General features: G+C 56.5%; 15 protein-coding genes and 2 pseudogenes. 11 read left to right on the forward strand and 6 right to left on the reverse strand.

The window, feature by feature from the left end; all coding sequences use genetic code 11:
- Positions 1 to 269: pseudogene (locus tag ACREAY_RS06065) on the reverse strand (hypothetical protein); the annotation flags it as partial.
- 500 nt (positions 270 to 769) lie between these two features.
- On the opposite strand from ACREAY_RS06065, the gene ACREAY_RS06070 reads away from it, so the two are divergent.
- Positions 770 to 1,990 carry a Cdc6/Cdc18 family protein gene (locus ACREAY_RS06070; RefSeq protein WP_431754868.1) on the forward strand — a complete coding sequence of 407 codons (1,221 nt, stop codon included), beginning with the start codon at positions 770 to 772 and terminating at the stop codon, positions 1,988 to 1,990.
- On the opposite strand, the gene ACREAY_RS06075 is transcribed toward ACREAY_RS06070, so the two are convergent.
- Positions 1,965 to 3,464 (reverse strand): DNA-directed DNA polymerase II small subunit, encoded by a 1,500-nt coding sequence (locus tag ACREAY_RS06075; protein WP_431754869.1) that lies wholly within the window; start codon positions 3,462 to 3,464, stop codon positions 1,965 to 1,967. The two genes, ACREAY_RS06070 and ACREAY_RS06075, sit on opposite strands and share 26 nt — an antisense overlap.
- A 72-nt stretch (positions 3,465 to 3,536) precedes the next feature.
- On the opposite strand from ACREAY_RS06075, the gene ACREAY_RS06080 reads away from it, so the two are divergent.
- Complete coding sequence (locus tag ACREAY_RS06080) at positions 3,537 to 3,677, forward strand: hypothetical protein (protein ID WP_431754870.1); 141 nt, start codon at positions 3,537 to 3,539, stop codon at positions 3,675 to 3,677.
- Here ACREAY_RS06080 and ACREAY_RS06085 read toward each other — a convergent pair.
- Positions 3,674 to 4,138 (reverse strand): COX15/CtaA family protein, encoded by a 465-nt coding sequence (locus tag ACREAY_RS06085; RefSeq protein WP_431754871.1) that lies wholly within the window; start codon positions 4,136 to 4,138, stop codon positions 3,674 to 3,676. The genes ACREAY_RS06080 and ACREAY_RS06085 overlap by 4 nt on opposite strands.
- A gap of 91 nt (positions 4,139 to 4,229) precedes the next feature.
- On the opposite strand from ACREAY_RS06085, the gene ACREAY_RS06090 reads away from it, so the two are divergent.
- Positions 4,230 to 4,589 (forward strand): response regulator, encoded by a 360-nt coding sequence (locus ACREAY_RS06090; RefSeq protein WP_431754872.1) that lies wholly within the window; start codon positions 4,230 to 4,232, stop codon positions 4,587 to 4,589.
- Here ACREAY_RS06090 and ACREAY_RS06095 read toward each other — a convergent pair.
- Positions 4,580 to 4,753: a hypothetical protein gene (locus ACREAY_RS06095; RefSeq protein WP_431754873.1), complete on the reverse strand. Its 174-nt coding sequence runs from the start codon at positions 4,751 to 4,753 to the stop codon at positions 4,580 to 4,582. The two genes, ACREAY_RS06090 and ACREAY_RS06095, sit on opposite strands and share 10 nt — an antisense overlap.
- Positions 4,754 to 4,917: 164 nt before the next feature.
- Here ACREAY_RS06095 and ACREAY_RS06100 point away from each other — a divergent pair, with 164 nt between their 5' ends.
- The 4 genes and pseudogenes from ACREAY_RS06100 to ACREAY_RS06115 form a co-directional block, all read left to right on the forward strand.
- Positions 4,918 to 5,880, forward strand: coding sequence for an MEDS domain-containing protein (locus tag ACREAY_RS06100; protein WP_431754874.1), 963 nt, complete (start codon positions 4,918 to 4,920; stop codon positions 5,878 to 5,880).
- A gap of 43 nt (positions 5,881 to 5,923) precedes the next feature.
- The gene (locus ACREAY_RS06105; RefSeq protein WP_431754875.1) at positions 5,924 to 6,871 is read left to right on the forward strand and encodes an adenylate/guanylate cyclase domain-containing protein; all 948 of its coding nucleotides are present in this window, start codon (positions 5,924 to 5,926) and stop codon (positions 6,869 to 6,871) included.
- Between the two features lie 44 nt (positions 6,872 to 6,915).
- Entirely contained in the window at positions 6,916 to 7,212 is a 297-nt protein-coding gene (locus ACREAY_RS06110) for a hypothetical protein (protein WP_431754876.1), read from the forward strand.
- A gap of 54 nt (positions 7,213 to 7,266) precedes the next feature.
- Positions 7,267 to 7,770, forward strand: a pseudogene (locus ACREAY_RS06115) (transcription factor); the annotation flags it as partial.
- Between the two features lie 132 nt (positions 7,771 to 7,902).
- Here the strand turns inward: ACREAY_RS06115 and ACREAY_RS06120 are convergent.
- Positions 7,903 to 8,556 (reverse strand): uracil-DNA glycosylase, encoded by a 654-nt coding sequence (locus ACREAY_RS06120; RefSeq protein ID WP_431754877.1) that lies wholly within the window; start codon positions 8,554 to 8,556, stop codon positions 7,903 to 7,905.
- A 66-nt stretch (positions 8,557 to 8,622) separates the two neighbouring features.
- On the opposite strand from ACREAY_RS06120, the gene ACREAY_RS06125 reads away from it, so the two are divergent.
- From ACREAY_RS06125 to ACREAY_RS06135, 3 genes are read left to right on the forward strand one after another with little or no spacing between them, the layout of a single operon-like run.
- Complete coding sequence (locus ACREAY_RS06125) at positions 8,623 to 8,940, forward strand: helix-turn-helix domain-containing protein (protein WP_431754878.1); 318 nt, start codon at positions 8,623 to 8,625, stop codon at positions 8,938 to 8,940.
- 12 nt (positions 8,941 to 8,952) lie between these two features.
- The gene (locus ACREAY_RS06130; protein WP_431754879.1) at positions 8,953 to 9,129 is read left to right on the forward strand and encodes a tautomerase family protein; all 177 of its coding nucleotides are present in this window, start codon (positions 8,953 to 8,955) and stop codon (positions 9,127 to 9,129) included.
- 31 nt (positions 9,130 to 9,160) lie between these two features.
- Positions 9,161 to 9,964 (forward strand): carbon-nitrogen hydrolase family protein, encoded by an 804-nt coding sequence (locus tag ACREAY_RS06135; RefSeq protein ID WP_431754880.1) that lies wholly within the window; start codon positions 9,161 to 9,163, stop codon positions 9,962 to 9,964.
- A 111-nt stretch (positions 9,965 to 10,075) separates the two neighbouring features.
- Here the strand turns inward: ACREAY_RS06135 and ACREAY_RS06140 are convergent, their stop codons facing one another.
- Complete coding sequence (locus tag ACREAY_RS06140) at positions 10,076 to 10,549, reverse strand: hypothetical protein (protein ID WP_431754881.1); 474 nt, start codon at positions 10,547 to 10,549, stop codon at positions 10,076 to 10,078.
- Between the two features lie 171 nt (positions 10,550 to 10,720).
- Between ACREAY_RS06140 and ACREAY_RS06145 the strand changes: the two genes are divergently transcribed.
- A partial coding sequence (locus ACREAY_RS06145) for an FAD-dependent oxidoreductase (protein ID WP_431754882.1) occupies positions 10,721 to 12,230 on the forward strand: 1,510 nt, incomplete at its 3' end.

The raw sequence follows: 12,230 nt of genomic DNA on the forward strand, positions 1-12,230 counted from the left end.
TCCTCATAGAGCTCGAGGATGTCAGACGAAGTAAAGCTGCCAAACGGGAATTTGCTGTCCACAAGGGCCCATATCCTGTCGCCGACGCTTGCAGGCGCCCTCGCCTCGCCTTCCATGCCCTGCCTAGTTTGGCCCTCGAGGTCGATGAGGTCCATGAACTCGACTATCTTGGCCACCTTTTCCTTGGTGACATTACCCTCAAAGGAGAGGTTGTACTTGCCCCCCTCGGCGTCTTCCAATTCTATCTTGAACTTTTTCCTTCCCGGCATCCGAGGCAGTTTGACCTGTTAACATCTTTACACTTAACAGAGCTTGTGCCAAACATGATAACAAATAGCTTAGCTGTTGTTAGCTGTGCATGAGAGCAACAGTTTGTCGTTAACAAACCGTGCCGGTTAACCACCGTATTGGTATGCAAGTCGGCCATTATGATTCCAGTGGAAATGGAGGGGTCGCCTTTGCCACTGTTAACAGCGTTAACTGGCACCTTAACGCTCGACTGGAAATGGAGGGGTCACTTTCCCGCCCCTTTCAGCAATTACGATCGTGCTGGTTAACTGGCTGTTATCATCGTCAATTGCTGCTGCACGGCCACCCCTGCCTTTCCTGTCCAGCACCCTCTCTCTGAGCTTCTCTTTTATGAGCTTGATAGATTGATACGATAACTAGTACAAGTTGATTTGAGGGTTTAAAAACAGCCTGTTAACATGGCTGTGAAGACAACCTTAACAAGCCTGCACTCTGGAAAGGAAAACGAGGGGTGGGGCAGGTGAGCGGCGTTGACGACATATTTGACAGGGCGGCCAAGGGCAAATCACTTGTCAGGAACAGGCAGACGCTGAATATAGATTACATTCCAGACCGCCTGCCTTTCCGCGATGACGAATCAAATAACCTAGCACTAAAACTTTCCAACGTATTCAAGGGAGCCAGACCGTCGAACCTTTTGCTGTTCGGCAAGCCGGGAACCGGCAAGACGGCCGTCGTTACGACTGTAGTGGAGAAACTGATCAAAAAAGCGAATGAACTTGGCATCCAGATAACGGCGCCAATAATCAACGCCAAGACCGCCAATACGGCCTACAAGATCCTGTATGAAATAGCCAAGGAGATGGGGACGGATGACAAAGGTCCCAAAGACAACAGGGAAGAAAAGATCCCGTTCACCGGGCTTTCCCTGGGAGAGGCCAACGACAGGATTCTGCGGCACATCCAAAAGAACAAGATGAACATGATACTGGTGATAGACGAAATAGACTCGCTTGTCGACAAGAACGGCGACGTCATACTCTACAATTTTACAAGGGCCAACCAGCGGATGGCAAAGGGGGGCTTTATCAGCCTGGTGGGGATATCAAACAGCCTTACCTTCAAGGAAAAACTTGACCCACGAGTGAGAAGCAGCCTCTCCGAAGAAGAGACGGTGTTCAATCCCTATACCATCGAGCAGTTGAGGCAGATCCTGTCCACCCGCGCAAAAATGGCCTTCAGCGAAGACGCCATCACGGATGCCGTGATAAACCTGTGCGCGGCCATGGCCGGCAGGGAGCACGGCGACGCAAGGAAGGCAATAGATCTTTTGCGCGTCTCTGCAGAGCTGGCAGAAAGGGAGCACGCTTCAAGGGTGGAGGAAAAGCACGTCAGGGTTGCCCAGGATAAGATAGAAAAGGACGCGCAGTTCCTCGCAATCCAGAAAGCCGCACCGCAGGACAAGCTGGTGATGCTTGCCATCGCCAAATCAAAGAACGGCTTTACTGGAGAAGTCTATGACACCTATTCGTCTCTCTGCAAAAAGATAGACCAGGAACCGCTCACGCAGCGCAGGATCACCCAGATCATAAGCGAGATGGAACTGCTGGGGGTAATATCGACTGAAGTGGTAAACCAAGGGCGCGGCGGCCGGTCGCAAAGGATAAGGATCACCGTTCCGCTTGCGACGGTCAGGGACGCGCTGAAAGACGACCCTACGTTTGCAGAACTTTACTATTGAAATCCTGCTTGAACGGCTGCATCGTCGCAAGGTTGACGACAATGGCGATGCCGGGCGAAGGCGTGATGCCCATCGTCTGCTGGAATTTTGTCTGGGCCTGCCACGCGCCAGAATTGACCACGAGCGTCCCACGGTACGAATCGACGTCAGTCACGTGCACGTGGCCCGAATGCAAGATGTCGGGCACCTCCGTCATCACCATCATGTCCTCGGCCTCTGGCGCCACCGGCGTCCGCTCACCGTACGTCGGCGAGAGGTGCCTTGCCTTTAACAACACCTTCATGGCCTCGGCCGGCTTTTGATAGCTGAGGCCCGGCGTTGACGCAATCACATCGTCGAGGCTCTGGCCGTGGAACATCAGCACCTTGACGCCGTTGAGGACGACATAAGCGGGGTTGCCGAGCATCGTGCAGTTCTCCAGGTTATACATGCCGCCAGAAGTGGCGTGGGGGAACGCCGGCTGCGGCAGGGCTCGCCGCCCTGGGTCGTGGTTGCCGGGAATAATGTAGGTCTTGACATGTTTCGGTATCCTTGACAGCAGTTTTGCAGCGTGGCCCATCTGGCCAGCCGCGTCCGTCATCAACAATTCCTTGTCCTGGTTTGGGAAAATCCCAATGCCGTCTATTAGGTCGCCTCCGATGCAGAGGAACTTGATCTTGCGCACAATGTCGTCGTCGGACATGGCCAGCCAGTCCAAAAATTTCAGGAACTCTTGCTCCATGAAATACTTGCTGCCGACGTGCAGGTCGGATATGAGCACGGCGTATGCTTCTGACCGGCTCTTTGCCGGCAGGTGATCGGGAATGTCGGGCGAAAAGACGCTCTTTACTGCAAGCCCCGGCACTCCCCTTGCATTTTCCAGTTCCAGCATGACGACCTGGTCGAGCGCGAGCGTCGACGCCTGCTTTTTTGCGTCATCTGACACCGCCAGCACCGGCATCCTGCCCGTGTAGTCGTCGACTTCCAGCTCGACGCCCTTTCTCGTCGTGCGCCTTGACATCAATAACCCTGCTATCATGAAACTGCTGGCGCCGCCGTTCAGGCTGCGCTCGTTGCCCGACGCCGCCGGCCTCTGGCCGCCCTTGGCTCCCAGCTTGACTGTCGATATCTTTGCTATCCGCCTGCTGTCGGGCCTCTGCGCCAGTATCCGCATCGTCTTTTCAAACCTGCTCTTGAACAGGGCGGCATAGCCGTCGACGCCCTCGCCGGTGTTGACGTTGGGGGTCGGGTCCATGAGCACCTCGCCCTTTTGCTCTATCGGGACAGCGTCGAGGGCACTCTGGGGGTTGAGCAGGCCCTTGACGTCGTCAACTACTATCATCGTGTTTGGCTTTTTCTGCTTGATTATGTCCTGCACTGCCTTTAATACGTCAGTCTCCAGGCCCTTGAGCATCGCAAACGCGTCCGGGTGGATCCTGTATCCCTTGCTCGTGGCATACGAAAGCGCGCTGACAATCTCACTTTGCAGTACCAAGAAGCCGCCTTCCCTTCTTGGCCGGCCCTTAATTACATTACTGTTTTATCCCGCGCCTTTGCATAGATTCTGTTGAAAAAGTTCTGCGGCATGTGCAAAAAGGAGCTGCCCGCTGATTCAAAATACCTGCTGTGCGGCGACTGCCACAGGCGCGTCGCGCTGACAGAAGACGACAGGGAGTTTTACGAAAACTCGCGGGTCCACTGGCGCTAGTGCCAGTATTTTCTCCAGATGCCTGCCCACCAGAAGGTCAGCAGGCCAAAAGCAAAGACGGTGATCCCGGTGGACAGGTGGCTTGCCACCACAAGCGGGTTCAGGCCGGTTATCACCGTCAGGTAGCCGATTATCACCTGGGCCGTGACTATTACCGCCGCTATCACTGCCGCCCTCTTTGCCTTTTTAATGTCGGAAGGTACCACGATTGCAGTCGCGTAGACCACCGAAGCCGCTATCACGGCGACTAGCCTGTGCACATACTCAAAGAGGTATCGCTCTTCGGGGACGCCAAAGCCGTTTGGGCACAGGGGCCAGTCGGTGCAGGCGATTCCTTTCTCATGGATGGGGCCGTTGCTCAGGAAAACTCCGATGAGCATGACCGTGTAGACGAGGCCTATCGAGGCAAAAGCGAGCACTATGGCCGACTTTTTGAGCTCCGGCTCTGCTCTCTGCGCCACAGGGAGGAGCAACGCGTTTCCAATTATTAACCTTCGGTCATCTAGATCTATTGACCATCATGCTTTTAGGAAAAACACGCGAAATGGCACCATGCGGGCAGTCCTCCTCGTTGACCAGAAGCAGAACACCGCCGGCATCATAAAGACGTACCTCACGGCAGGCGGCTACAGCGTCGACCACACGCCGGACCCGGCAGAGGCGCTAGAGTTTGCGGCGCAGGCGCAGTACGGCGTCGTCATCACCGACCTTGTATTGCCCGGCATGACAGGGTTTGACCTGTACAGGGAGATCAGGTCCTACGACGACCGCGTCCAGTTCGTCTTTTTGCTGACGCCTTCAGGCGAGGCGCTCCGGCTCATGGGGACATTTGAGAGAAAGGACGTCATAAATAAGGAGCCACTGTCGATGAACAAAGTTATACAAAAAGTGCGCGCGGCGTTTCACGAGTAGTCGCTGAATATGCTGTTGACATATGACACAAGCTCGTCGCGCAGCTGGATCACATTGGCGCGCTTTTCTCCGTCAAGGTCCGTGGCCAGCAGGACCTCAAGCCCCTCTACCAGGTATTTTATGTTTGGAAGCGTCAGGAGAACTTTTTCCTCTGTCTTGGCCATCGCCTATACTTACAAGGAACTCGTTATTAATAATCTCGCCCACATTGTGACGCCAGATGCCGGGAACGTAAGCAGGTTGCTCATATGCTTATAAACCGGTTAACCCAAAATCACTGCAGCGCCTTGCAACCCCTGGAAGGCACGCCTGGAGGCCGCTGCTGAATTTGCTGGCCGGCCTGCTCTACCCGTCATATCGCCAGCACGTCATGCTGCTTTACGGCGATGATGCCGGGCGCACAGAAGCCATAGCCAACTATATCAGCGAAGGGCTAAAGGGCAACCAGCTGTGCGTCTATGCCTCTGGCCGCAGCGCCGACGCGGAGCACATGTCAAGCCTGTCCTCGCAGGTGCCCGGCTTTGACGAGCACGCCAGGAAAGGCGACCTGATAGTCATCGATTTCAAGCCGTTTTACGAATCCTCCCTCACGGGCGACCTTGCCCCCTTTACCCAGCTCAAGGAGCGGCTGGAAAAGATGCTGCGGCAATACGCGTCTGCCGGAAAGGGCGACAAGATGCTCGTTGTGGCAGACGCCGCCGACCGGCTGTCCAGCGCCGGGCACCTTGACCAGTGCGCGGCGCTTGAGAGCTGGTGGGACAGGACTCACGCCGAATGGACCTCTAGCAACCAGAACATCACGGTGGTGTGCCCCCATCGCGGCCGCGTCCTGATGCTGCCGGCGCTGCACAGGATAGGCTCTTCCCACAGCCTTACAATAGATCTGCAAAAGTACGTCCGCTCGCAAAAGACGGGGCCGGCCCGGATCTTGATTGCAGAGCGCGAGCCGGACCTGCAGGCTGTCTACCGGCGGTACATGGATTCACTTGGGCTGGAAGCCGTTGTCGTTGCAAGCGGCGCAAAATGCCTGGAGTCTGCCTTTGACGTCGAGGGCGGCGGCTTTGATATGATCGTGCTCGACACCCACCTCGGCGACGCTGCCAGCGCAGAGGTCGCGGCAAAGATACGGGCAAGGATGCCCACCCAGAGGATCGTCTTTACCACCACGTCAGAGCTGGAAATAATAATCAACAGCATGCCTGGCGTCAACAAAGAAGACGTGCTTGTCAAGCCTTTCAGGTTCTCGCAATTGCTTGCCCTGATAAGGCCAAAGACCAGCGCGACTTTTTGACGGTGGCAAACCAGTTTAATACCCGTGCCTTGTTCCTTGGGGCATGGCCGAAGGCGACCCAGCCTACCAGCGCCAGACCATACTGAACCTCTACAGCTCTGGCATCGATCCGGAGACGATAGCCGCGCAGCTGGACCTCAGCCGCGAGCAGGTTGACACCGTGATCGCCGACTATGCCCTGCAGAAGGAAAAGAGGCAGGCCGCGGCGAGGCAGATGGCGCAGGCCCCGTCACTTTCGTCCTTTTACCTCGACAAGGTGGTAGACACGGACGCGGCAGTCAAGCAGGCGCAGGGCCGGGTGTGGAAGGCGCTCAAGTTCGACCCTGATCTCGACCTCACGAGCGAAGAGACGCAGGCAATTTTGGAAAAATTTGTAAAGTCCAAGGTCGCGTTCGTCATCCTGCACATAGACCTTGTGGGATCGACCAAGCTGTCGTCGACGCTGCCGCCCGATAGGCTTGCAAACATCGTCCAGGCGTTCACGCAGGAAATGTCGGTAGTGATTACATCGTACGGCGGCTATGTCCTGAAATACATCGGCGATGCGATAATGGCGTTCTTTCTTGCCGACTGGGACAACCTGTCGGTGCCGTGCTCCAACGCGGTCGCCTGCGCGCACGCCATGATAAAGGTGATGCGGGAGGGCATCAACCCGATCCTGAACCAGTATGATTACCCCGAGCTGAACGTGCGCGTCGGCATTGACGTGGGTGACAACGTGGTGGTGCAGTACGGGTGGGACACCATGACGCTTGAAGACGGCAAGGTGTTGCGCAGGCCGCACCTTGACATCCTGGGCTACACGATAAGCATCACTGCCAAGATGACCACCCTTGCCGTGCCCGACCAGATAGTGGTGGGCCAGTTCGTCTACGACGCGCTCTGCGGCGAGCAGCAGGCGTCGTACAAGCCGCTGAGCGTGAGCCCGGAGGTGTGGGGTTACATGAGCGACTATACCGGCAAGATATACCAGCTGTATGGCAGCATCTAAGTTGTGGACAAAGGACAAATACGCAGGCGATCATTGCAAGGTTGATGTTAGTGGCCCTTTTGGTCGTCATGGCGCTCGCCGCTCCTGTATTTGCTCAAGCAGAGCTCCCTCCCGGGCAGGTGGAAGTGTGCAGGCAGCTGGGAATAGAGCCGGAAAAATGCACCGAGCGGGCCATACTTGGCAAGCGGTGCCTTGGGATAAACTGCCAGCACCAGCCAACAGACCTAAAAATAGATCCTGTTGTCCTTTCGATACTCGTTGGCTGCGTGGTGGCGTTTGCAGCAGGCGTCATTTACGTAAAAAGGACTGCAAATGAGAAAAGTAACCAAAAACCGCAATAACGTAACAAGACTTCAATAACTATATATCCGAATTTGACGCAAACTATCCGTTTAATGCGCGCTATAGAGTATGAGGATTCTTTTGTAAAGATCGCCGGCCTCATCGGGGCCGAGGAATACGTCAAGGTGGCCAGGGCCCTTCTCAACACCGAGGACGTGACCGACGAAGAGATCGCCAGCGCTACAGGGCTCAAGATAAACATCGTCCGCAAGGTGCTCTACGACATGTTTGGCAAGGCGCTCATATCCGGCATCAGGGTCAAGGACGAGAAAAAGGGGTGGTTCGTCTACAGGTGGCGCGCCAAGCAGGACCACGTCGACAACTTTATCGAAAACCAAAAGAAAAAGATCCTTGACAGGCTGCACAAGCGCTTGGAACACGAAGATTCGACAGAGTTTTACCACTGCGGCAACCACCAGTGCCCGCGCCTGAAATTTGACGCCGCAGTTGAACTGTTTTTCAAGTGCCCCGAGTGCAAGGGCATGCTCAACATGGTGGACAACACCAAGGTCAAGGAGGCACTCCGGCTGAAAATAGACCACATCACGACTGACATCGTGAATTCAAGGGAAAACGCCAAGGCCGCTGCCGCAAGCGCGCCTGCTGAAGAGGAGAAGCCAAAGGCCAAAGGCAAGAAAAAACCCGTGGCGAAAAAGGCTGCCGCAGGAGAGGCAAAAAAGAAAAAGTGATCAGAGGACCGCTCTTGCGGTCCTGAAAATTTCTGCCCACATTTCCCACGTGAGCCTGCCCGTGTTGGTGTTCTGCCTGCTTGGGTGGTAGGAGGCAAGCAATACTTTGCCTGGAATTTCGTGCATGATGCCGTGCCCAAAAGCGAGGCCCTTGAGGCCCGCAACCCTGCAATAGGCACCAAAGGCTATCCTGCCAAGCGCAAGCACCACCCTGACGTTTTTCAATATTGCAATTTCTGCAGACAGATATTGAGAGCAGCTGGCAATCTCTAAAGGCAGCGGCTTGTTGTCCGGCGGGGCGCACCTGACCGCTGCCGTGATGTAGGCGTCATGGAGGACGAGCCCGTCGTCTATTGCCCTACTCGTGGGGATGCTTGCAAAGCCTGCTCCGTGCATGGCTTTTGCGAGCCAGTCGCCCGAGCCGTCGCCGGTAAACATCCTGCCGGTCCTGTTGCCGCCGTGCGCCGCAGGAGCCAGGCCAACTATCAAGAGCCGGGCGCCAGGGTCTCCCCAGCTTGGCAGCGGCCGCGCCCAATAGTCGTCGTTTTCAAAGCGCCTGACCTTTTCCCTGCCCACCTTGCGGATATAGGTGGCAAGGCGTGGGCACCTTTCGCATTTTACCACCGCGCCGTTAAGGCGCTTGAGATCGCGCACGGTTGGCTTTATGCAGGAGCGACAGAATAATCTTTTTATCACCCGTCAAGGCGTTCCGTCATACGTTTGTCAAGTCCCGATAACGGCTTTTCTGCAAAGGACGAGCTGACGTGGATCGCCGGCTCCGTCATATTGAATGACAACCCGCCCCTGCAGCTGAAATACTGGCGCAAAAAGTTTGGGGTAAAGCAGGCCGACCTCGCAAAAAAGATGGCAATCACCCCGTCGGTCCTGAGCGACTATGAAAAGGGCCGCAGGCCGTCGCCGGGCGCCAATTTCATAAAGAGATACCTCCAGGCGCTCTACGAGCTTGGGCAGGCGAACGGCGGAAGGATGCACGAGCAGGAAATGGCCCCCGACGCTGTGCATATAAACCCGCAGTAGCCACTCTTTTTTATGCCTCTCATTCTTGTGTCAATGTATCCCGGCAGGACGAAAGAGCAGAAAGACGAGTTTGCCAAGGCCGTCACGGACGCGGCCGTCAATATTCTAAAGACAAAGGCCGAGCACGTCATCCTCGTTTACGACGAAAACCAGAAGGAAAACTGGTTCCAGGCCGGCAAGCAGCTGTAAATTTTTATCTGCGGACGTGCTGCCTGCAGCAGTGGCATCGGTAGCAGTAGTCCAGCTAAAGTCGTCGCAGGACAAGCAGGAAAACCTGCAGGCGTCTGTCAATTACATCGCCAAGGCAGCGACAGCAAAGGCGGGCATGGTCTGCTTTCCGGAATTCCAGATGGCCTTTTCGCCCGGCAGCCAGCCGCCGGCCGAGCTTGCCAAGATTGCAGAGACCGTCAAGGGCAATTTTGTCGCGACGCTGTGCAAAGAGGCCAAAAAGCACAACGTGGAAGTGGTCGCCGCCATCTATGAAAAGGGAGTGGGCGAGCGCGTTTACGATACGGCAGTCATAATCAGCTGCAAAGGCGCGGTGGCGTCGGTATACCGCAAGCTGCACCTGTACGACGCGCTCGGCTTTAAAGAGTCGAAAAAGTTGCTGGCCGGAAAAAGGATTGAAAAGCCAATCAAAACCGCGGCCGGCAATATCGGCGTGATGATATGCTACGACCTGCGCTTTCCCGAGATGTCGAGGCTGCTGGCGGTAAAGGGCGCCGACATGCTCGTCGCGCCGTCCGGCTGGGTGCAGGGCCCCATGAAGGAGGAGCACTGGCAGACTATGGTAAAGGCGCGGGCTATTGAAAACGGCTCGTTCGTGGTCGCGCCCGACCAGGTGGGCAACATCTACGCGGGCAGGAGCATGGTGGTAGATCCGTTTGGCGCCGTGCTCCTTGACATGGGCCAGAAGGAGGGGATGGAAGTGGTGGAGCTGGACATGGGCAGGGTAGCCCAAGTTAGGGAGTCGCTGCCGCTGCTAAAGAATCGCCGGACAGACGTCTATAACCTAAAAGGCTAGAGACCAGGGGAGCGCCATTGCGCCCAGCCTGACCCCGTCCTTTTTGTATAACGCCAAGGAGGTTATAATGACTTTTGAAGCCAGCTTATAGAGGCGCCACATATCTATACATCAGCCCGGGCACCACGGCCTGCTTGCAGTCCTTGTCCAGGTGGACGGGTCGTACGGATTTGCGCCCTTGCCGTGCGCCGCGCACAGCTCTAGGTGGGCCCGCTCGTGCTGTATGTCAATGTGACTGAAGGGCGCCATCGCGTAGCCCAGTTTCACGTCCGCGTTCCCGCTGACTGTCCTGTAATATTCCGATCCGTATTTTTTCGATATGTACAGCTGGTAGTCGCGCTCTTGCTGCTTTCCATAGACAAAGACTATGGGTTCATCCGGAAACACCTGCCTCAGGAGCGGCAGCGTCACGCTCTCGATGGTGCCGATCCGCGCTCCTCCCATGCAGACTATTTGGTAGCCAGGCGCAACATGGGCCTCGTAGGCCGTGTTGTTGTAATTCAGGTCGTGGTCCAGCCTTGACTGCAAGTCGCCGTCCATGCAGTTTGGCGCTATTATCAATATGAGGGCAAAAACGTAGTCCAATGGGAATTACGCCGCCAAACGCTCGATAAGCTAGCGTTTCAAAACAGAGATTTTTGCCGGGATAATGCCCGCTAAAACTGTGCGATCAGGCCATCATGGATAGAACACACGTCGCGAGGCCGGTTATCCCTGTTGCACAACTCTATTAAAATTTGGACGGCTAACCATTACATGCAACGCGAGCTTGAGGGCTGGGAGGAAAAGACCTCCTGCAGGACAGAGCCTTCGTGGTTCGCCGACGCCAGGACGCCCCGGTTTCAAAAGCTGGGCCGCGACGTGGCGGCCGACGTCGCCGTCGTCGGCGCCGGGATCTCAGGCATGACCACCGGATACCTCCTTGCCCTTGCCGGCAAAAATGTCGCGGTAGTCGAAGACGGCAACGTGGCAAGCGGGGAGACGAGCAGGACCACAGCGCACGCGACGTGCGCGCTCGATGACCGGTATTATCACATTGAAAAGGAGCACGGCCAAAAGGGCGCAAGGCTTGCTGCTGAAAGCCACTCTGCGGCAATCGACCTCATCGAGTCGATAGCGAGGAGGGAGAAGATAGAGTGCGACTTTACGAGGGTCGACGGGTACCTCTTTCTCGACCCGACTGACAGCGAAAAATCGTTAAGTGCCGAGCACGAGGCCACGCGCAGGGCCGGCCTGCAGACAGAGCTTTTGGACAGCCCGCCGGTCAAGTCGCTTGGCGCTTGCCTCCGCTTTCCGGACCAGGCGCATTTCCAGCCGCTGAAATACACCGCCGGGCTTGCGCAGGCCATAGTCGGCAACGGCGGCCAGATCTATACTGAAACGCACGTGCATGACGTAAACTCGAAGGGGGTAAAGACTGCCGACGGCCACAGGGTCGTCGCAAAAAAGATCGTCGTGGCGACCAACGCGCCCATCGTTGACAAGATTAGCAGGATCTATGACCGGCAGGACGCGTACAGGACGTACGCAATAGCGGCAAGGGTAGAAAAGGGCGCCGTCCCTGACGCATTATACTGGGACACGGGCAACCAAAAGTCCAGAAACGCCGCGCCGCCATACCGCTATGTCCGGCTGCAAAAACTGGACGGTCATGACCTCCTTGTAGCCGGCGGCGAGGACCACCCGACAGGGGAGAGCGCCGACGCGGAGGAGCGATACCGCAGCCTTGAGGCGTGGGCGAGGGAGCACTTTCCGATAAAGGAGGTAGAGTACAGGTGGTCCGGGCAGGTGCTTGAGCCGCGGGATTCTATGGCTTTCATCGGGCACAACCCCCGGGACAAGAGGAGGAACATCTTTATCGCGACAGGCGACTCGGGCAACGGGATAACGCACGGCACCATCGCAGGCGTCATCCTGACGGATCTTGTCCTTGGGAAAAAGAACAAGTGGGCCCGGCTGTACGACCCGTCACGCCGGCAGAAAAGAATGGGCCCGCAGCAGGCGAGCCCCGGCAAGAAAAAACAACAAAAGCAAGACCCTGGCAAACTTTTGCCCGGCGAGGGCGTGGTCGTCGAAGGCAAGAACCCCGTGGCGTTTTACAGGGACGGGCGGGGCGCATTGCACCAGTATTCTGCGCCGTGCACGCACCTTGGCTGCACGGTCATGTGGAATAATTCCGAAAAGTCGTTTGACTGCCCGTGCCACGGCTCGCGCTTTTCGTATGCCGGCAAGGTAGTCAACGGGCCGGCCAACGACAGCCTGGAGC

The sequence above is a fragment of the Nitrososphaera sp. genome (genome assembly GCF_050748925.1).
Classification (GTDB): Archaea; Thermoproteota; Nitrososphaeria; order Nitrososphaerales; family Nitrososphaeraceae; genus Nitrososphaera.